At 37.0% G+C, this 19,168-nt stretch carries 15 protein-coding genes; 5 read left to right on the forward strand and 10 right to left on the reverse strand.

Translation table 11 applies throughout. From position 1 onward, the window contains the following. Positions 1-5: 5 nt before the first annotated feature. The 5 genes from OGZ34_RS12035 to OGZ34_RS12055 form a co-directional block, all read right to left on the reverse strand. The gene (locus OGZ34_RS12035; RefSeq protein ID WP_263360338.1) at positions 6-1,010 is read right to left on the reverse strand and encodes a DHH family phosphoesterase; all 1,005 of its coding nucleotides are present in this window, start codon (positions 1,008-1,010) and stop codon (positions 6-8) included. Positions 1,011-1,283: 273 nt separating this feature from the next. Further along, positions 1,284-2,519 (reverse strand): voltage-gated chloride channel family protein, encoded by a 1,236-nt coding sequence (locus OGZ34_RS12040; protein WP_263360339.1) that lies wholly within the window; start codon positions 2,517-2,519, stop codon positions 1,284-1,286. A 120-nt stretch (positions 2,520-2,639) separates the two neighbouring features. Then, positions 2,640-3,023 (reverse strand): RidA family protein, encoded by a 384-nt coding sequence (locus tag OGZ34_RS12045; RefSeq protein ID WP_263360340.1) that lies wholly within the window; start codon positions 3,021-3,023, stop codon positions 2,640-2,642. A gap of 166 nt (positions 3,024-3,189) precedes the next feature. Beyond that, positions 3,190-3,495 (reverse strand): chaperone modulator CbpM, encoded by a 306-nt coding sequence (locus OGZ34_RS12050; RefSeq protein WP_173965591.1) that lies wholly within the window; start codon positions 3,493-3,495, stop codon positions 3,190-3,192. Next, on the reverse strand, positions 3,488-4,408 hold the full coding sequence (locus OGZ34_RS12055) for a J domain-containing protein (RefSeq protein ID WP_263360341.1): 921 nt from the start codon (positions 4,406-4,408) through the stop codon (positions 3,488-3,490). Before OGZ34_RS12055 ends, OGZ34_RS12050 begins: the two co-directional genes overlap by 8 nt. A gap of 434 nt (positions 4,409-4,842) precedes the next feature. Between OGZ34_RS12055 and OGZ34_RS12060 the strand changes: the two genes are divergently transcribed. Beyond that, positions 4,843-5,556 carry a hypothetical protein gene (locus tag OGZ34_RS12060; RefSeq protein ID WP_263360342.1) on the forward strand — a complete coding sequence of 238 codons (714 nt, stop codon included), beginning with the start codon at positions 4,843-4,845 and terminating at the stop codon, positions 5,554-5,556. A 110-nt stretch (positions 5,557-5,666) separates the two neighbouring features. Here OGZ34_RS12060 and OGZ34_RS12065 read toward each other — a convergent pair whose 3' ends face one another. After that, positions 5,667-6,194, reverse strand: a complete 528-nt coding sequence (locus OGZ34_RS12065; RefSeq protein ID WP_263360343.1) for a hypothetical protein — start codon at positions 6,192-6,194, stop codon at positions 5,667-5,669. A gap of 261 nt (positions 6,195-6,455) precedes the next feature. Between OGZ34_RS12065 and guaA the strand changes: the two genes are divergently transcribed. The 4 genes from guaA to OGZ34_RS12085 all read left to right on the forward strand — a co-directional run bounded on the left by guaA (position 6,456) and on the right by OGZ34_RS12085 (position 12,564). Further along, entirely contained in the window at positions 6,456-7,985 is a 1,530-nt protein-coding gene (guaA, locus tag OGZ34_RS12070; protein WP_263360344.1) for a glutamine-hydrolyzing GMP synthase, read from the forward strand. 61 nt (positions 7,986-8,046) lie between these two features. Then, positions 8,047-9,966, forward strand: a complete 1,920-nt coding sequence (locus tag OGZ34_RS12075; RefSeq protein ID WP_263360345.1) for a LysM peptidoglycan-binding domain-containing protein — start codon at positions 8,047-8,049, stop codon at positions 9,964-9,966. Positions 9,967-10,060: 94 nt separating this feature from the next. Then, positions 10,061-12,163, forward strand: a complete 2,103-nt coding sequence (locus OGZ34_RS12080) for a PBP1 and LysM peptidoglycan-binding domain-containing protein (RefSeq protein WP_263360346.1) — start codon at positions 10,061-10,063, stop codon at positions 12,161-12,163. Then, positions 12,163-12,564: an OsmC family protein gene (locus OGZ34_RS12085; protein ID WP_263360347.1), complete on the forward strand. Its 402-nt coding sequence runs from the start codon at positions 12,163-12,165 to the stop codon at positions 12,562-12,564. The genes OGZ34_RS12080 and OGZ34_RS12085 overlap by 1 nt, the downstream gene beginning before the upstream one ends. A 78-nt stretch (positions 12,565-12,642) precedes the next feature. Here the strand turns inward: OGZ34_RS12085 and OGZ34_RS12090 are convergent, their stop codons facing one another. From OGZ34_RS12090 to OGZ34_RS12105, 4 genes are all read right to left on the reverse strand, one after another. Further along, positions 12,643-14,499 (reverse strand): glycoside hydrolase family 35 protein, encoded by a 1,857-nt coding sequence (locus tag OGZ34_RS12090; RefSeq protein WP_173965579.1) that lies wholly within the window; start codon positions 14,497-14,499, stop codon positions 12,643-12,645. Between the two features lie 86 nt (positions 14,500-14,585). Beyond that, complete coding sequence (locus OGZ34_RS12095; protein ID WP_246253196.1) at positions 14,586-15,941, reverse strand: Gfo/Idh/MocA family protein; 1,356 nt, start codon at positions 15,939-15,941, stop codon at positions 14,586-14,588. Positions 15,942-16,040: 99 nt separating this feature from the next. Further along, positions 16,041-17,366 (reverse strand): DUF3472 domain-containing protein, encoded by a 1,326-nt coding sequence (locus tag OGZ34_RS12100; protein WP_263360348.1) that lies wholly within the window; start codon positions 17,364-17,366, stop codon positions 16,041-16,043. 99 nt (positions 17,367-17,465) lie between these two features. Beyond that, positions 17,466-19,163, reverse strand: coding sequence for a RagB/SusD family nutrient uptake outer membrane protein (locus OGZ34_RS12105; protein WP_263360349.1), 1,698 nt, complete (start codon positions 19,161-19,163; stop codon positions 17,466-17,468). Positions 19,164-19,168 lie beyond the last annotated feature (5 nt).

The raw sequence follows: 19,168 nt of genomic DNA on the forward strand, positions 1-19,168 counted from the left end.
TTGTGTTATATTTTTAGTTTGTTTACTAAATCTTCAAATTTCTTTAAGGTTTCTTCCATCGAAACATCTGATCTTCCTCCTGCTGCATTACTATGTCCGCCACCATTGAAATGATCTCTGGCAAACTGATTTACGTCAAATCCTCCTTGTGAACGGAAAGAGATTTTGATGATTTTTTCTTCTTTATTTTCGATAAAAATAGCAGTAAAAACGATACCTTTTATACTCAATCCATAATTAACAACGCCTTCGGTGTCTCCTTTTGCATAATTAAAAGAATCCAGTTCATCCTGAGTAAGCGAAGTGTAAGAGGTTTTATGCTCTTCCAGAACTTTCATGTTTTGTAACGCACGGCCTAACAATTGTAAACGGCTGTATGAACTGTTGTCAAACAATAAAATTGGAATTTGGGTATTTTCAACACCTAAATCAATTAGATCTGCAATGATACGGTGTGTATTTCCTGTCGTTCCCGGAAAACGAAAAGAGCCGGAATCGGTTAATATTCCTGTGTAAATACAAGTAGCTATGGTTTTGTCCAGATCCTTTTTTTTACCTAAGAAAGAAATGAAGTTGTAAACCATCTCGCAGGTTGATCCAAAGGAAGTGTCCGAATACGTATAAAGAGCATAATCATCCGGTTTTTGGTGATGATCGATCATGATAAAGGGAGCAGTTAGCTTCGCTAGGGTATGTTCCATTTCACCGGTACGATGAAAAGCATTAAAATCGAGTGTAAAAATAAGCTCAGCTTCTTCTAATATTCGGGTACAGTTTTCGGTATCTTTTTCAAATATTTTAACCGTTTCAGAACCCGGAAGCCAGGCTAAAAAATCCGGAAAATCATTCGGTGCAATCACCGTTGGCTGATGATTGTTTTTTAATAAAAAATGGTATAAACCTAAGGTTGAACCCATAGCATCACCATCAGGACCTCTATGCGGAATGATAGCGATTTTCTTTGGGGTTGCGAGTAATAATTGTATCGCTTGAATATCTTGTATTTTCATAGTGTGCGAATTTACATTTTTTTAATGTAATGTGAAATGATTTTGTTTGGTATTCAATTTTCAGTCGCAGTGTTCAGTGTTTAGTCTCAGTATTGGGTCTTGGTCGTAGTTTTTATTGCGAGTCTCAGTTTATAGATTGTCATACAAAGACGCAATCACAGTTTTCGATATGCAAAAATCTATCGATTCCCTATGGAAAATAACTATTTTGAAAATCGAACACCGTGACTGAAAACTGAGACTGAAAACTGTCACTGAGTACCGAAAACTAAATCAAAGCCACTTCTGATACAATTTATACTTGGCTCCTTTTACAATTTGCGATTTATAAATTCCGACAGAACCGGATGAAAAGTAGGCTATGGTGCAGGCGATAGCGATGAAAATTCCAGATTGGATACCAAAAAGCTCCATACCCATAATGGTGCAGGCGATAGGGGTGTGGGTAGCTCCCGAAAATACGGCTACAAATCCAAGACCAGCTAGAAAAGCAATTGGCAGTGGAATTACTAAAGACAAAGCGCTTCCCAAAGTAGCGCCTACAAAGAACAAAGGAGTCACTTCTCCGCCTTTAAAACCTGCTCCCAGTGTAAATCCGGTGAATAGAATTTTAAGCAGGAAGTCGTACCACGGATTAGCGTTTGAAAAAGAATCGACAATTACAGGCACTCCTAAACCGGAGAATTTGGTTAGTCCGAAACCTGCGATAGCCATGGCTAAAACAATTCCTCCAATAAAAGGACGTAGCGGAGGATATTTGATATTTTTCGAAAAAAGAGATCCCCAGAAATGGGTGCTTCTCGAGAAAAGCAAAGCTGCGAAACCGGATAAAACACCGATCACAATCACATAAAATAAAGTCGTTGCGCTAATTTCAGGAACAACCGGAATGCTGTAATGCGTGTGTTTTACCTGCCAGAATTCGACTGTAAAATAAGCGGCATAAGCGACCAAAAAGGACAAGAGGATACTCTTGAAATTGATTTTACTAAAATATAAAACTTCCAACGCGAAAATTGCTCCTGCGAGCGGAGTTCCAAAAACAGAGGCAAAACCTGCACTGATTCCGAGGATGATTAGAATTCTGCGTTCAGCATTATCCAGTTTGAAAAGTTTTGTAAACTGATCGGCGATAGCGCCGCCCATTTGTACTGCTGTACCTTCGCGTCCTGCTGAACCGCCAAATAAATGTGTGAGCAGGGTTCCTAAAAGTACGAGAGGAGCCATTTTAAACGGAATGACTTTTTGGGGATTTTCGTATTCTTCGAGTAGTAAATTATTGCCTTTTGCGACAGATTCTCCCCAGTAATAATAACTCAATCCGACTAATAATCCGCCAAAAGGTAAAAACCAGATTAGCCAGTCGTGCTGAATTCTAAATTGTGTAACCCATTCTAAAGAAACTAAGAAAAATGCCGAAGCAGATCCAGACAGGATACCAATTAGTACACAAATGAGAATCCATTTGAAAACAGTAAGGAGTGTTTTTTTGGGGTTTTGAAAAGCCATTAATAAAGTTAGTTTTTTAGCCACGAATTCACGAATACAACGAATTTTAATTTAGACAAAAATAATCTTTTTAATCCCTTAATCAGTGGCTAAAAAAATCGTGAATTCGTGGCCGAAAAATTATTGTACAACAGCTGTAAATTCTATTTCAACTAAATATTCCGGTGCAACCAGTTTACTGATTTCATAAAAACCGGTTGTAGGTTTAATGTCTTTAAAAAATAACGAGTGCGCTCTCGCTACTTCTTCAAAAGTCAAAATATCCGTTGTGAAAATTCGTGTTCTGATGACATCTTTCATTCCAACATTTAAATCTTCTAAAACTTTTTCAACGCGCTCCAGGATGTTATAGGTTTGGGCATAAGCATCATCGGCTTTTACTTTTTCACCATCAACAATAGCCACAGTTCCTGAGACTTCAATGATGTTGCCAATTCTTACCGCACGGCAATATCCCATTTTGTCCTCCCAAGGCGATCCTGTTAAGATGTTTTCTCTTTTCATTTTTTATGGTTTATTGAATTTGCTTTTTTTGTTTTTTAGGCAAATTTCGATTTGTTAATAGGGTTGCAATTTATGAATTATGCCGATAAAAATGAGCGCGATCGAATTGAAATCATTTCGGGATTCATTCTTTTTTGTGATATTTTCAATAATGAAAATCTGTTTTTTAATCGATTTGATGCTGCTCATAAAGCCGAAGTTTGTTTTGGGTTGTAGTAAGATTTTGCTGCAGTGTTTCTATTTTGTTGAGTAAGTTTGCAATGACATCAAGGCCTTCAAGATTAATTTTCAGGTCGTAATGAAGACGTATCATTTTTTCGACTGCCGGTAATTGTTCGGGTTGAAAATATTCGTCTTCTTCAAACACTATAATTTCGATCAAACCATAGTTGTGCAACTCCGTGATGAAGGTATTTTCAATTTCGTGGTACAAACAAAATTGTTTTATCTGGATTAAGTTTTTACTACTCATGATTTCTTAATTTAGCTAGTTCTTCGAATAATTCTTTTTCCTTTGCAGACAGTTTGGTTGGGATTTTTATGGTGTAGGTAATGTATAAATCGCCAAATTGATTTTCTTTTTTGTATACCGGAAATCCTTTTCCTTTTAGTTTTACCTTAGTTCCGGGTTGGGTTTCGGCAGGTACTTTTATTTTTACTTTTCCATCAAAAGTGGCTACAAAAATTTCTCCTCCTAAAATAGCAGTGTATAAATCCAGTTCAACATCGGCGTATAAATTATTGCCTTCGCGTTTGAAATCGGAATTGTTATCGATTAAAAAAGTAATGTACAAATCGCCATTCGGACCACCATTTGCCCCGGGAGCGCCATGATTAGGAATTTTTATTATCTGTCCGTTTTCGACTCCTGCCGGGATAGTGATTCGGATGTTTTTTCCATTAACACTTAAGTTCTGTTTGTGAGAGGTATAAGCAGCCGCCAGATCTAACTGTAATTCGGCATTAAAATCCTGTCCTCGATACTTTGCCTGACTTCTGGAGCTTCTTCCTGAAGATCCATACATAGAATTGAAGAAATCGGAGAAATCACTTTCTGAAAAATCTCCTCCGCTAAAATCAGTGTAACTTTGGTTGCCTTGCTGTTGTCTGGAATACTGTTGCTGGTTGGGATCGTAACCTGCTTTTTCAAACTCGTCCGCATGTTTCCAGTCTTTTCCGTATTTGTCGTATTTTTTACGATTTTCAGGATTGCTTAAAACTTCGTTGGCCTCATTGAGTTCCTTGAATTTTCTTTCCGCTTCTTTGTCATTTGGATTCAGATCGGGATGGTATTTTCGTGCCAGTTTCCGGTAAGCTTTTTTGATTTCTGCTTCAGTTGCAGATTTTGTGATTTCTAATACTTTATAATAATCAATATAATCCATGGCTTGAAAATTTAATAAATTAGCTATTTCATCAGGTATTTTAAAGGGGGTAAGAGTATGTATTACATGTTGAGTGTAATTGTTTCTATGTTTTGAATAATTTTTTTTGCAGAGGATCATCTGTAGTGCTGCTTTTAAAAAGATTGAAGTTAGGAATAAGTTGTTAATTATCAAAACGATGCTTTTCGAATCTTAAAAAAATAACATTTCTACAGTTTCAAAAGTCCCGATTGATTTGGCATTTGGTATTAGGAATTTGAAATTAATTTTGCTCCGATTCACAGTTTTTGGCAGGTTTTTTGATTCCAAAAAAATGCATAATATAGTGTTATAAAACTCTTAAAGTTGTAGTGCCTAATGATATTATATTATTTTTGTGAAGCCAGACCCTGTTTTATTCCAATTATAAAAGCCGATTCGATAATACTTTTTCAATGAAACATATCCTATTTTTTATATTATTTTTTACTGCTGTCACTGTATCAGCACAAAAGGAATTTGGAACGAAATTCAAGCCTATTGCAGCACCAAAATTTGGGGCAAAACCGAAAAAGACTCCAATTCCGGAAATAAAAGATCCACAGGGTGAAAATTTGGATATGCCCGGTATTAAAACTCCTAATGTTTTTGATAATACCAGTATTACGCCAAAATCTCAATTTCAGATTGGAGCCGAAAAAAGTAAATTCACGATGTCTACCGAAACTGATTTTGCCAATCCAGGAGATCGTTACGTACCTAAAATGGAAAAGGATTTAGACAAAGCCCTAAGAGATGCCGGTTTAAAAGAAGGACGCGGAACATTAGTAAAAAGAAATATTTCTTTAGGTGATTTTAGAACAAAATCGCAATATTTTATAGTGAAATTTCGCGATTTTGGGGCTATTGATGGCGATTTGGTTAAAGTGTCTTCTAACGATAAAGTAATAAAAGATCAGCTGTTTTTGGAATCCAGTTTCAAAGACGTAAAAATTATGCTGACAGATGGCTTTAATAAACTTGATTTTGAAGCACTGAATATAGGTACCTTAGGTGGAAATACCGCCGAAATTCAAGTCTACGACGATAAAGGACAATTAGTAACCAATGATTATTGGGATAACCTCGCCGCAGGATTTAAGGCTTCGATTATTGTTACAAAAGAATAGAGTAAGAGGTTCAAAGTAACAGAGGTTCAAAGTAACAGAGGTTCAGAGGAGCAAAGTTTTAATACTTTTACCTCTGAACCTTTGTTGCTTTGTCACTTTGTACCTTAAGATTAAAACGGATCCGCAGTCACTCTAAACTTCATTTCTGCTTTTACGGTTACATCTTTGGTAAGCGTTTCTTTTAAAGTAACTTTTGTTCTGATTTTATATTTATCGGCTTTAATGTACTGATCGAGTCTTGCATCTGTGCAAATTAAATCGATACTGTTGGTTGAGGCATTAATGTTATCCTGATAGGCAAGTTCTATTTCATCAGAATCTGTGGTGGAAATATACAAATGAACAGATTTTAAAAACGTAAATGTTTTATCGGTTGGGTTTGTAATCATTAATTTAAGCGATTTCAACTTAACATCTTTTACTAAACTGGCTTTCGTTTTATTGTTTTCAAATTCGGCAGACGAATTCGTAGTCACATCAGGTGTAATAATTTCTGAAGGCAAATTGATAGGAGAAGTGCTTTTAATCTGAATCGAAGTTTCGTTGGAAATAGTAAACGTCAATAAATCATCTACTGCATCACAAGAGCTTAAAAATAAAGATAAGAAGAGGGAGAGGGCAATTAATTTTGATTTCATAGTTAAATTTTAATTGGGTTTTTCGGTACTTACGAAATAATCTGGTTTTTGGATTTTTTGCGAAGATACTAAGATAGTAAGTTGCTAAGGTACTGAGATACTAAGTTTTTTTAGAGGTACTAAGCTGCTGAGATGCTAAGTTTTTCTTTTTTTAAGAGTTTAGTACCTTAGAATCTTAGCGCCTCAGCCCCTTAGAACCTTGTAAAGAAAAAAAATCAAAATTCCATTTTTCAAATTCGAATATAAAAAGTATTTTTGCGCATGCAACACAACGTACTTATTTTAGATTTCGGATCGCAATATACTCAGCTTATTGCGCGTAGAGTTCGCGAATTAAATATATTCTGCGAAATTTTCCCTTACAATCACTTTCCTAGTGATTTATCACCTTATAAAGCCGTAATTTTAGGAGGAAGTCCTTTTTCTGTTCGTGCAGAAGATGCTCCGCATCCTGATTTATCTCAAATTCGAGGCAAGCTTCCAATGTTGGCAGTTTGTTACGGAGCACAATACTTAGCGCATTTTAGCGGAGGTGAAGTAGCCGCTTCAAACACCAGAGAATACGGTAGAGCTAATTTGTCTTATATTAAAGAGAATGAGGTTTTCTTTAACGGAGTTTCTGAAAACAGCCAGGTTTGGATGAGTCATAGCGATAGTATCAAAGCTTTGCCAACCAATGCTGTAAAATTAGCCAGCACGCACGACGTAGAATTTGCCGCTTATAAAATTGAAGGCGAAACTACTTATGCGATTCAATATCATCCGGAAGTTTTTCACTCTACAGACGGATCAAAAATGCTGAAAAACTTTTTGGTAGATATCGCAGAAGTTCCTCAAAACTTTACACCAAATGCTTTCGTAGAAGAGATGGTCGGAGAGTTAAAAGAGAAATTAGGAGATGACAAAGTAGTTTTAGGATTGTCAGGTGGAGTAGATTCAACTGTAGCAGCGGTTTTATTACATCAGGCCATTGGTAAAAACTTATATTGTATTTTTGTTAATAACGGTTTACTTCGTAAAAACGAATTCCAAAATGTATTAGATCAATACAAAGGAATGGGATTGAATGTTAAAGGAGTAGATGCAGGAGATCGTTTTCTGTCTGAATTAGCAGGAATCAGCGATCCTGAAACCAAACGTAAAACTATTGGTCGTGTATTTATTGAAGTTTTTGATGATGAGTCACACTTAATCGAAGATGTAAAATGGTTGGCACAGGGAACTATTTATCCTGATGTTATCGAGTCAGTTTCGGTAAAAGGACCATCAGCAACCATTAAATCGCACCATAACGTGGGTGGATTGCCGGATTATATGAAATTAAAAATTGTAGAGCCGCTTCGAATGCTGTTTAAAGACGAAGTTCGAAGAGTGGGAGCTACTTTAGGAATAGATCCTGAGTTGTTAGGAAGACATCCTTTCCCGGGACCAGGATTATCAATTAGAATTTTGGGAGATATCACTCCGGAAAAAGTTCAGATTTTACAAGATGTTGACGCTGTTTTTATCGAAGGATTAAAATCCTGGGGATTGTATGACAAAGTTTGGCAGGCAGGAGCAATCCTGCTTCCGGTAAACAGTGTTGGGGTAATGGGTGATGAGCGTACTTACGAAAAAGTAGTGGCGCTTAGAGCCGTTGAATCAACAGATGGTATGACAGCTGACTGGGTGCATTTGCCTTATGAATTCTTAATGAAAGTGTCTAATGACATCATCAATAAAGTAAAAGGAGTGAATCGTGTTGTTTACGATATCAGCTCAAAACCACCTGCAACAATTGAGTGGGAATAGTATTGTTTTTCCAATTAAGGCGTTACATTTGTAACGCCTTAATTTTTTAAACCTACTATTTATGAGAGAATTTTTAACGTTTTCTCTTGTCTTTGTTTTGTCTTTTAACAAAATAACTGCGCAAGATTCATTTGTTGAGCATAAAATTCAAAAAGGAGAAACTGCCTATTTTATTGCCCAAAAGTACAAGGTTTCTGTCGAAGAGATTTACAAATTCAACCCCGAATCACAGAGTGGAATTCTAGACAATCAGATTATTAAGATTCCTGTTCACCCGGTTGAAAAAACAAACCCCGGTCAGCAAATTATTCACATTGTTGGCGCAAAAGAAACCCTTTTTGGTTTATCGAAACAGTACAACGTTTCAGTTGAATACCTTCAAAATGCAAATCAGACGATTCTTGCCAACGGACTTCAGATTGGTCAGGAATTAGTTATTCCTCAAGGACTGGCAGATCTTTCCAAAAATGAAAGTACATCATCTTCAAAAGTAAACCATCAGGTTGTTGCTAAGGAGTCCTTATTCAGCATTGCCAGACAATATAATGTTTCGGTGCTGGATTTAGAGAATCTAAACAAAAATCTTCTTCAAAATGGATTACAGATTGGTCAGTCTATTGCGATTCCGAACAAACGAAAAACACTGGATGGGCGAGTTCGTGTCATTAATCAGGAAACTGTTTTTCATGTGGTAGAGCCTAAAGAAACCAAGTTTTCGATTGCTAAAAAATACGAAATCTCAATTGATCAGTTAGAGTCTCAGAATCCTGAAATCGTAAACGGACTGATTGTAGGGAACAAGTTAGCAATCAATACCAAAGGAGTAAAACCGACAAACGAAAGTGAAGAGTTGATGTTGGCTCTGGCTGAAAAGCAGGTGGTGGTCGAAAAAACAAAAGCGAAAACGGTTGAACTGGAGGATTTGAAAGACCGATTGGTTGTTCAGAAAGAAATGAATCAGAAAATCATAAAAATTAACGATCTGAAAGTGAATCTGAATAACATGAACGGTTCCAAAGAGAATTCAGTTGAAAAGTTGCGATTGGTATTGGAAGCTAATAAAAATGTTCAGGATGTTTTAATGGCGAAACTGGATTCGCTGGTCACTATAATGAGTAACGATCTGGTCGATTTAAAGAGAATGGATGTTCTAAATATCGACGAATCAAAAAGACTGGAAAAACAATCTTACGAAAGTATTGGAAAAACCAATGAGTTATCGTCTCAGTTGAAGAAAGAGCTGGCCGAGAATAGAAAGGTATATGCCGGTTTAATGAATAAGGTAGAGAAAATTGCTGCGGAGGAAAACCAGGAATACAAGAAGAAAATCCGTGAAAGTGAAAAGAATAATACTACAACTTCACTGCTGCAACGTCTTTCCCTGGAAGAAATAAAGCGTTACAAAATAGAGCAGGAACAAGGGGATGCCCAAAATCAGCTTTTGATTGCTAAAATAGATTCGCTGGATACTCAGAAAAAGATTGAAGTAAAAAGACATATTAGCAAAGCATCTTATTATAGTATGGAAGCCCGAAAGTTTGATGACAAGGTGGCTTTGGTGAAACTAAAAAAGTATCAGGATCAGGCGATTAAAAATCAGAAAAAAACTGGTGCAACAGAAGATTCGAAGATCGTTTCATCGGAAGAAATGAAGTGCGAGTTAAAGGAAAATCCGCTTAGAAAAGACAAAACGATAAAGGTTGAAGTTTTTGATAATCTTAAAGAAGTTTCAAACGGCTATTACTTAGTTTTAGGTATATTTACAGACGCAACGCTAAGAGACAGGTTCATTATGAAACTCATTGATTCGGGCGATTTTAACGCCAGTTTCTTCTTTAACATTAACAGTCTTTCTTACTATGTCTACTCAGATAAGTACCAAAATATGGAAGAAGTTTTGTATCAATGCAAGAAAAAGGAGGAAGAGGAGTTATATAAAGAGGTTGTTATTGCTAAGATCGAGATTGATCTTAGGGAATAAGCAGTGTAGAAATAATAAGTGGCAGGAATCTTGCTTTAAAGAGAATTTTGTAACTTGTTATTGAAATTGAAATTAAATTGTTTTAAGCTTTATTATGAAATATTATTCAACATTATTGTCTCTGATTTTTTTTGCAACCAGTTCTGCATTTTCACAAGAAAAAGTGGTAAAGTACACGGTTTCAAGCGGAGAAACTATTAATCAGATTGCCGTAAAATTTAAGGTTACGCCTTATGATATTTATTCATTAAACCCGGATGCCAGAAATGGTGTTAAACCGAATACGGTTTTATTGATTCCGACCTCCGGTACTAAAGCGGCGGTTAAAACTGATGTTGCTTCAGTGAAGAGTTCTACCCCGGGAAAAACAGTTACGCATGAAGTGCAACCCAAAGAGACTTTGTTTGGGATTGAGAAAAAATATAATGTTTCGGATGAAGCTTTAAAAGCGGCCAATCCTTTTTTGGTAAAAGACGGTTTGCAAATTGGACAGACTCTTACGATACCATCAAAAGGCGGCTCAGTAAAAGCAGCGGTTTCGGTTCCTGCTAAAGCTAAATCGACAGCTACGGAAAAGTATGTTTATCATGACGTGCTTGCAAAAGAAACTAAGTTTTCGATCGCAAAACAATACGGAATAACAATTGAAGAATTAGAAAAACGCAATCCTGAGATTGTTTCAAATTTGCCGGTTGGTTATCGCCTAACGATAAAAGGAACAGCTCCTAAAACAGAAACTTCTTCCCAGCCCGTGACTAGTGTTGCTAAACCGGCAGAAATTAAGAAAGGGACAGAAATGACTAAAAAAGCGGTTTCTTATATGGATTATCAGGTAAAACCAAAAGAAACTTTTTATAGTTTAACACACACTTTTCATATTACTCAGGAAGAATTAACAGCTTTAAATCCGGCACTTTCTGAAGGGGTTAAAGAAGGAATGGTTTTAAAAGTTCCTGCTGGATATTTAGCGGCAGTGCCTATTGTTGTGCAAGAAAAACAAGAACAACCACAGCAAAATATTGAAAAAGTACTGGAAAATAAAAGTACGGGAGGGATACAAATTATAGACAAAGTAAAATCGGAAACGGTTTCTGTAAATCCTGAGGTGGTTGAACTGACTAAAAAACGTGGACAAACCGATCGTCAAAAACTGGTTTTATTGTTGCCGTTTAATTTGGCTAAAATGCAAAATGATACCACAAGTTCAGCTACCAGAATTAAAAACGATAAGTTCCTGAATATGACTCTTGATTTTTATTCGGGAGCTTTAATGGCGATCGATTCTGCGAGAACTTTAAAATTGCCAATTGATGTTGCCATTTATGATTCTCAGGAAACAAAAAACAGTTCTAATATTTCGGGTTTAATCGCTCAGAATAAATTGCAGGATGCCAATGCTGTAGTGGGACCTTTTTATCAGAGTAATGCCGAATCTACTGCTAATACATTGCGTTTGTATAATATTCCGGTGATTTCGCCATTGTCAAAAGATAAAGCGAACCCGATTGATAATTTGTATCAGACCATTCCATCAAACGATATGGTTAGAAATGCTATGTTTGAGTATATGCGCGGTAAAAATGGAAACATTGTTGCGGTTGTAGATAAAAAGAAAGAATCAGTTATTAGTTACATCAAGCAAAATCAAAAAGGAGTTGTGTTTGCAAGTCTGACAGAAACCGGAGCTTTGGATGTGGCCAATTTAAAAAGTTTATTATTGCCTAACCGAATGAACTATGTGGTAATGGAAACAGCCAACACAGCCATGGTTAGAACCACTATAAAAGCTTTGCTTGATGCTCAAAAAACCTGTCAGGTACAATTGGTTGTTTTAGAGCCCAACAGTACGCTGGACTCAGATGAAATTAGTTTTGATAGTTTAATAAAACTAAAATTGATGTATCCGTCTGTTACGCGTGACAGCGACGATCCGTCTGTTTTGATTTTTGAGAAAGAGTACCGATTGAAGAATAAAGTGAATCCAAATACGTATGCGACAAGAGGATTTGATGTAACTTTTGATACCATGATGCGTTTGGTTCAGGGAAAAACATATCAGGAAACAGCCGATTTAATGACAACGGAACAAGTTGATAATAAATTTCAATTTTACAAGAAAGAGGATGGAGGACACGCAAACAAAGGCGTCTACATTTTATATTACGATAATGATTTAACTTTAAAAGTAGCAAATTAATGACATCAAAAGTAACCTATTTAGGCGATTTAAGAACAAAATCAATTCATGTGCAATCCGGAAGTGAAATCATTTCGGATGCGCCAGTAGATAATAACGGAAAAGGAGAAGCTTTTTCTCCAACAGATACTGTTGCCAATGCTTTAGCCAGTTGTATGATGACGATTATGGGGATTAAAGCCCGTGATCTGAACGTAAATCTAATCGATTCCACTGCAGAGGTAACGAAAATAATGAATGCAGAGCCTAGACGTATAGGAGCGATTGAAATTGTTTTTGAAATGAAAGGAGATGCCGATGAAAAAAGCAAAACAATTTTGGAACGTGCAGCAATGACTTGTCCCGTATTTTTAAGTTTAAATACTGAAATAGAAAAGAAAATTACTTTTAACTGGAAGTAATTTAAAATTCAATATTTAAAATCCCAAATTCCAATTTTTGTTGGAGCTTGGGATTTTTTTTTGAAAAAACAGAGAATTTTATTGTCCGTTTTCGGGTTTTAAATCCTCTAAAATCGGAGTGCTAATTGTTTTTACCTCCTTCTGAATTTTCCCGTTTTTCTGTTCGAAAATTTGAATGGTGTTTTTGCCTTTTTTAAGCCAGCAACCCGGAACATACAATGTTTGCTGTGGGCCAACGCTCCAATAGCGTCCAATGTTAATTCCGTTTACAAAAACAATTCCTTTACCCCAGTCGCGCATGTCCAGGAAGGTATCCCCGGTTTTGCTCAGATTAAAAGTTCCCTGATATAAGGTAGGGCGGTCTGTTTTTCCTGAGTTTTTGTAAGTCGTTAAATCCGGTTCCTGAGCCATTGGTAATTTGTACATTTTCCAATTTCCGGTAATGGTTTCACCATTAATTATTACAGGACTAATAATTCCTTTATTGTTGGCATTAATTTGAGAACCGTAATTAATACGTCCCATATTCTCCACCAGAATATCTAATGTGGCGTTAAAAGGAACTTCAATTTCGCAATCGTATTTTTTATAGTATCGGTTCAATTCGGCTACTTTTTTGCCATTGACATACACTATAGCGTAATCGCGTAATCCTTTTAGTTCTAACTTCCCGCTAATAGGCTGAGTAAATCTTTTGCTGTACCAAACGTAACCGTCTCCCTGATTTAGCTGTTCAAAGGTTAAAGGATTGTCCGCAGTTACAGGGGGGATTTTAGACTTTAAATCGGCTAAATCAACGGTTTTCGTTAATGCTATATTTGGAATAGTGATCACAGGCATTTTTGCCGGAATAGCCGGAGTTTCATTTGTTTTGAGCAGGGCTCTTAACGCATTGTATTTTGGAGTTGCCCAACCAGCTTCGCTAATTGGGGCGTCATAATCATAAGAAGTCATGTCGGGTTGAATGTCATGTTCCTTATCATAATTGGCTCCTGAAGTAAAACCAAAATTAGTTCCTCCGTGAACCATATAGTAATTGAATGAAACCTGATTGTCCAAATATTTTTGAGTTTGGCTTACGGTTTCCTCGGGAGTTTGTGTCGGGAAAGGTTCTGCCCAATGATCCAGCCAGCCCGGGTAAAATTCAGCTACCATATACGGACCTTGCCCATTATTGAATTGGTTGACCACATTTTTTAGTTTTGTAATGTCGCTTTCTCCATTTGCAGTTGGCAGTGCACCCGGTAAAGCTCCGCCTTCAAATAACCAGCTTCCGTCTGAAGTAAAAAACGGAACTTCGAAACCAATATCTTTTAATTGCTGAAAAACGGCAGCACTATACTTTTTATGCTCGTCAAGCGGAATATCTTTGCGTTGCGCTACATAGGATCCAAATTCGTTCTCTCCCTGAACCATGATAATTGGGCCTCCTTTGGTAATTTGTAAATTCTTAACCTGATTGTATAATTCAGTAAAATAGGCTTTAGTTGCCGTCAGATAGGCTGTGTTATTCCCTCGAATAACCATATTGGGTACGTTTTGCAGGAACCATGGATAACCTCCAAATTCCCATTCGGCACACACATACGGCCCCGGGCGTAAAATCACAAACAAACCCTCTTCCTGAGCTGTTTTAATGTATTCGGCCAGGTTTTTATTTCCGGTTTTGAAGTCCCAGATTCCCGGTGCTGTTTCATGGTAGTTCCAAAACACATAGGTTGCCACGGCGTTTAAACCCATTGCTTTCATCATCTTTAAGCGATGACGCCAGTAGGGTTGAGGAATACGGGAGTAGTGCATTTCTCCCGAATGAATTTGTATGGGTTTTCCGTTGAGCAGGAAATTTCCATTGGCTATAGCAAAACTTTGTTTTTCCTGTGCGGTTGCACACAATGAGAGAAACAAAAACAGAAATGTAAAATATATTTTTTTCATCTTTTATTTTAATTAGTGTTGGCTATAATGAACAAGAGAGCACTATAAATCGTGCCCTCTTGTTTCTACTAACTAACCAATAAATTTTATTCTGAAAATTCTAATTTTTTCAACTTGTTCCATCCGCCACGTGTAAAATCAGGAATTTCTACAGGAGCAGAACCGTTGTCAAGAGAAATTTCTGTTAACGGGCCTAAACAAGACCATTCGGCTAAATCATAAACATCCATGTCTAATGGAAGTCCTTTTTGCAGACAGTAAATCAAACGGTAATCCATTACGAAATCCATTCCACCATGACCGCCCACTTTTTTAGCCTGCTCTTCAATGTTTTTTACGATTGGGTGTTTGTATTTTTCCATTAATGCTTTTTTCACATCTGCAGGAACAAAAGAGTGTGCGCTTAATTTCTCGTGATTTGGTTTTACATCGTCACCTAATGTTGCACCGTCTAAAGCATATCCTTCTAATGGATATTTGTTAGCAAAACCTTTTGTACCGCTTAATTGGTACATTCTGCTGTAAGGACGAGGTGAGGTAACATCGTGCTGAATCTGGATTGTTTTTCCGTTTTCAGTACGAATCATGGTCATTGTGTGATCTCCATTTCTGAAATCTTTAATTTCTTTTCCGGATTTTTCTTTGATGTATGCCGGATTTCCAACTGCTTTAGTATCCATAGAAACTAAGAAGTTCATTTTATCACCACGATGAATGTTTAAAGCCTGACAAGCCGGGCCCATACCGTGAGTCGCATAAATATCGCCTCGGTGTTTGATGTTGTAATCCATTCTCCAGTTGTTCCAGTATTCTCCCCAGAAAGGCTGAAGTCCGTGAATGTAAGATCCTTCAGCATGAAGAATTTCTCCAAACAAACCTTGCTGAGCCATGTTTAAGGTAGTAAGTTCAAAGAAATCGTACACACAGTTTTCAAGCTGCATACAGTGTTTACGGGTTTTCTCAGAAGTATCAATAAGCTGCCAGATTTCTTCCATTGTCATTGCTCCCGGAACTTCTATGGCTACGTGTTTACCATCTTTCATCGCTTGCACACCTATAATAGCGTGATGTTTCCAGTCGGTAGCGATGTAAACTAAATCAACATTTGGTAAAGCAGTAACTTTTCTCCAGGCATTTTCGTCACCGTAGAATTCCTGAGCTTTAGGAAATCCTGCTTTGGTTAAAGTTTCGTTTGCTTTAGAAGTGTTTTCCTGTGTCATATCGCACAAAGCGACAATTTCCACACCCGGAATATGTGTCATACGTTCTACTGCTCCAGGGCCACGCATTCCGAGACCTATAAAGGCAACACGAACGGTAGGTATTGGTGTTGTTGCCAAACGCAAAACGTCGGTTTGACCTTTTGCACGGGCAGGTGTTTTGGTTTTAATCATTTGTGCCGATGCGTTTGTTCCTCCAAACAGAATACAGGCGGCTAACATGAATTTTAAAATGCTAGTTTTCATAATAGTTTAATTTGATTTGAAATGATTGATAATCTAAAATCCGATTATCGGGGATTATTGTTTTATGAGTGTTTTTTAGGGTAATGTATTAAAATTTATTTCCGGTTTTTTATTGGTTAAAGCTTTTGTAAAAATAGTTTTTGGAGTTGTATAATCATTAAAAAAACCTCCATTTTTTAGATAAAAGAAACCATTTTCGGTACCTCCGGCAAAATCCATTCTGTATTCTTTTGCACCGGTATTGTCGTTTGTGAATCGTGCCGAATTGATTTCTGACCAGTTGCCTTTGTCGTCGCAAACCCATTGGTTGTTAAAAAGAACTTTACGGGATAGATCTCCCTGTTCGGGAATAAAGTTTTCCAGAAAAGAATGGAATCTTTTTAAGTAGGTGTTGGTTTCCGGACGGTTAAAGCTGGCAATTAAGAGCCATTTATTCAATTCCGGAGCATAAAAATAAGCTGTATAGGTGGTCGTATTATTACCTGCTGGAAATCCACGAAGTAAAAACTTATAGGTGTTTCCGGCTTTCCAACTATATTTTAGATAGCTTTGTCCTCCCGAACCTTCATTTCCGAATTCGCCGGTGTGTACATTTTCTCCTTTTTTAAGCATTTTAATTTTGTGAGTTTCGGGAATGCTGGCAGGATCATCGGTCGTAAACGGACTCCATACAGAAAATAAAATTCTTCTTTCAGTAGCTGAGTTGACCTGAATTCCGAAATAACCTTCTCCAAAACCATTTGCCATAAAGTAAGAACCAATTTTGTCTTCGTTTTGAGGAACGGTAATTTCGTTGTAGTACCATTCGGTGTTGGTGTTTTCAGGTACCTGATAATTTAAGTGAACAGAAGGTCCGCGGCGTCCCCAGTGGTAAAAAGCTCCTTCGTTGTTAGGTACATAAGAGATTTTGCCGTCAAAATCAGCACTTGCAATCGTTAAACGACTAATAGACGGGAAACGATCGCCGGTTTTACTGATTCCTTTTATTTTAACCGCAATGTATCCTTCTTTTTTAAGGTTCCAGATTCCTGCTATAACAGCCTTTTTTGAAGTGGTGAAATTTACTTTTTTGGATTCGTTATTGATCGAGAATTCTAATTCCGATTTTCCATACACCTGAACAGATTCTTCTACTGTAATTTGAAATGTTCCGGGTTTAGAAATTCTGAAATAAGCGGTAAAAAATTCACCGGAGTCGGTCCAGTTCTCGATACCATTGTCTGTAATCGAAGTAGTTCCGTCTAAATGTTTAGAACTATATGCATTTCCTCCAAGGGGCAGGGAAATTGTCGTTTTTGGGTTTTCTATGGTTTCATTTTCCAATGGTACATCATCATTGCTGCCAGCGCAGGAAGTTGAGACAAGAAAAGAAGCAAAAAACAAGTACAATATATTTTTCATTTTTTGAGATTAAGTGATGATACTTTAAGCAGTTGTTTTTGAAATGCCTCTCTAATCGATCCAATTAGAGAGGCTTCAAAACAAACAATAAATAAAAAACTATGGGTTTTGTGTTAAAGTCCCAGGGTAAGCATTAACTTCAGATTGAGGAATGTATTGTACTACACGCAGACTCGTTGCCGGAACGTCATTCATTGGTAAATGAGGACCAGGGTAACGACGTGTCATTGTTTGACCGTTTCTGTAAACGTCATAACCACGATGCGCTTCAAAAGCCAATTCTAACTGACGCTCTTCATCAATACGCTGTACAGCGTTTGTACTGTTTAAAGAAGCATAACCTCCGCCAACAATTGCTCTTTCACGAATGATGTTCAGATTGGTCAAAGCGTTGGAATAATCTCCTTTTTTAGCATAAGCTTCTGCCATGTTCAGGTACATTTCTGCCAATCTTGAAATAATAGGCGAGTGCAGGTGTGAATCATTATTTTGTAAAGAACATTTTGTAATATAAAACATTGGATATACACGGTTTAAAAGCATCATATAATCTTTTTCTCCTGTATACGTTTTGCCTTGGTATACAATAGAATATTGATTTTCAGCTGCATTTACGACAGTAAGGTTATAATCTGTAGTTCCAATTGTGATAAAATAGGATCCATCTGCCTTAGTTTTTAAAGGCTGTTGCACATAATTGTATCCAGTTTGTGTACCACCGGCATTGAAAACATCCATTATGAAGCGGAAAGCCTCTGTTTTATTTCCGCTGGCATCTTTTGTGTATTGCGGATCAATAAAAGCCCAACGAGCATCTTTTTTCAGTCCAGCTTTTCTTAACAAGTCAAGATATTCTCCACTGGCATACATTTCGCCCCATCCTTGTCCCTGGATATTGGCATACATTCCTCCAATACCATAATAGTGATCGTATCCGGAATATTCTGAAGCGACTCTTTTTATTGCAAAAATAGTTTCTGTTTGTTCAGCAGAATCTGGTGCATAAGTGTTGTACTTCATAAAATTGGCACGGCTTAATAAGCTGTATCTGCCACTCATGATTACTTTTTTAGCATAATCAATAGAAAGCGTTGCATATTCCTGATTTGGAGTTTCATAAGTACCACTCATGTACAAATATACTCTTGAAAGCATGGCTTGCGCTGCCTCTTTGGTGGCATAAGTAGCTGCTTTTCCTACGGTCATTAGTGCTTCTGCTTTTTTCAAGTCGTTAATAGCCTGGTCGTAAGTTGTTTTTACGGTAGAACGATCCGGAAGTCTAAGGTTGTTAAGATCTGCCGGTAAGCCGTTTACAATTGGTACACCTAAATTGGTTTCAGGTGATTGGGCATAAGGTCTTCCGTACGTACGGCATAAGTAAAAATAAATCATGCCTCTTAAGTAATAAGCTTCCCCTAATTGCTGGTCAATAGCAGGGCTTTCACCTTCTTTAATAGATGTTATCAAATCACTTGATTGCGAAATAATTTTATACCCATTATTCCAAAAAGTAGACAATCTATTATTGTCAGGAACATGTTGATAGGAAATAAAAGAGTAAAAGTGATCGGTAGAAGTTCCTCTAATCATGATGTTGTCTCCCGGATATTCTCCAACGCGGTGCATGACATCCGACCAGCCTTTTAATTGTGCGTAACATCCGTTTAGCAATACTTCTACGGAAGCTTCTTTATCTTGTTGTATTTTATCTTTTGTATAGGAAGAAAATGGCTCTCTGTCTAACTCACATGAGCTCAGAAAACTAATTGCAATACCTAGTAGTAATATCTTTTTCATGATTT

This window comes from Flavobacterium collinsii (assembly GCF_946903285.1).
Lineage (GTDB): Bacteria > Bacteroidota > Bacteroidia > Flavobacteriales > Flavobacteriaceae > Flavobacterium > Flavobacterium collinsii.

Excerpts from the sequence above, each read along its gene's own strand:
- OGZ34_RS12040 (WP_263360339.1), bottom strand. The coding sequence starts at position 2,519 with ATGGCTTTTCAAAACCCCAAAAAAACACTCCTTACTGTTTTCAAATGG.
- OGZ34_RS12080 (WP_263360346.1), top strand. The coding sequence starts at position 10,061 with ATGAAATATTATTCAACATTATTGTCTCTGATTTTTTTTGCAACCAGT.
- OGZ34_RS12105 (WP_263360349.1), bottom strand. The coding sequence starts at position 19,163 with ATGAAAAAGATATTACTACTAGGTATTGCAATTAGTTTTCTGAGCTCA.
- OGZ34_RS12075 (WP_263360345.1), top strand. The coding sequence starts at position 8,047 with ATGAGAGAATTTTTAACGTTTTCTCTTGTCTTTGTTTTGTCTTTTAAC.
- OGZ34_RS12095 (WP_246253196.1), bottom strand. The coding sequence starts at position 15,941 with ATGTTAGCCGCCTGTATTCTGTTTGGAGGAACAAACGCATCGGCACAA.
- OGZ34_RS12090 (WP_173965579.1), bottom strand. The coding sequence starts at position 14,499 with ATGAAAAAAATATATTTTACATTTCTGTTTTTGTTTCTCTCATTGTGT.
- OGZ34_RS12035 (WP_263360338.1), bottom strand. The coding sequence starts at position 1,010 with ATGAAAATACAAGATATTCAAGCGATACAATTATTACTCGCAACCCCA.
- OGZ34_RS12100 (WP_263360348.1), bottom strand. The coding sequence starts at position 17,366 with ATGAAAAATATATTGTACTTGTTTTTTGCTTCTTTTCTTGTCTCAACT.
- OGZ34_RS12085 (WP_263360347.1), top strand. The coding sequence starts at position 12,163 with ATGACATCAAAAGTAACCTATTTAGGCGATTTAAGAACAAAATCAATT.
- OGZ34_RS12065 (WP_263360343.1), bottom strand. The coding sequence starts at position 6,194 with ATGAAATCAAAATTAATTGCCCTCTCCCTCTTCTTATCTTTATTTTTA.
- OGZ34_RS12055 (WP_263360341.1), bottom strand. The coding sequence starts at position 4,408 with ATGGATTATATTGATTATTATAAAGTATTAGAAATCACAAAATCTGCA.
- OGZ34_RS12060 (WP_263360342.1), top strand. The coding sequence starts at position 4,843 with ATGAAACATATCCTATTTTTTATATTATTTTTTACTGCTGTCACTGTA.
- guaA (WP_263360344.1), top strand. The coding sequence starts at position 6,456 with ATGCAACACAACGTACTTATTTTAGATTTCGGATCGCAATATACTCAG.
- OGZ34_RS12045 (WP_263360340.1), bottom strand. The coding sequence starts at position 3,023 with ATGAAAAGAGAAAACATCTTAACAGGATCGCCTTGGGAGGACAAAATG.
- OGZ34_RS12050 (WP_173965591.1), bottom strand. The coding sequence starts at position 3,495 with ATGAGTAGTAAAAACTTAATCCAGATAAAACAATTTTGTTTGTACCAC.